This window comes from Alkalicoccobacillus porphyridii, from assembly GCF_007293315.1.
Lineage (GTDB): Bacteria > Bacillota > Bacilli > Bacillales > Bacillaceae_D > Alkalicoccobacillus > Alkalicoccobacillus porphyridii.
Window position 1 is genome coordinate 1 of the sequence record NZ_VLXZ01000185.1, and the last position, 277, is coordinate 277.

The 277-nt window shown below is 39.0% G+C and carries 1 protein-coding gene; it reads left to right on the forward strand.

The window, feature by feature from the left end; genetic code table 11:
- Positions 1-277, forward strand: a 277-nt coding sequence (locus FN960_RS21470) for an IS3 family transposase (RefSeq protein ID WP_143850803.1), incomplete at both ends; no start/stop codon positions are given.

Sequence of the window (277 nt, forward strand, 5' to 3'; positions counted from 1 at the left end):
CCGATCAAATCATAAAGAAAGAGATTCAAGCTATATTTGATCATCATGAGGGAAATTACGGGTATCGTCGGATTCATTTACAACTACGAGCGAATGGACACATCATCAATCACAAAAAGGTTCAACGACTGATGAATGAACTTGGTCTAAAGTCAGAAAAATTTATTCGGAAATCTCGCTATAAATCGTACAAAGGAACCACGGGTAAAGTGGCAGAGAATCGATTAAATCGACGGTTTCACACGCCGATCCCTCTTCAAAAACTAACGACAGATGT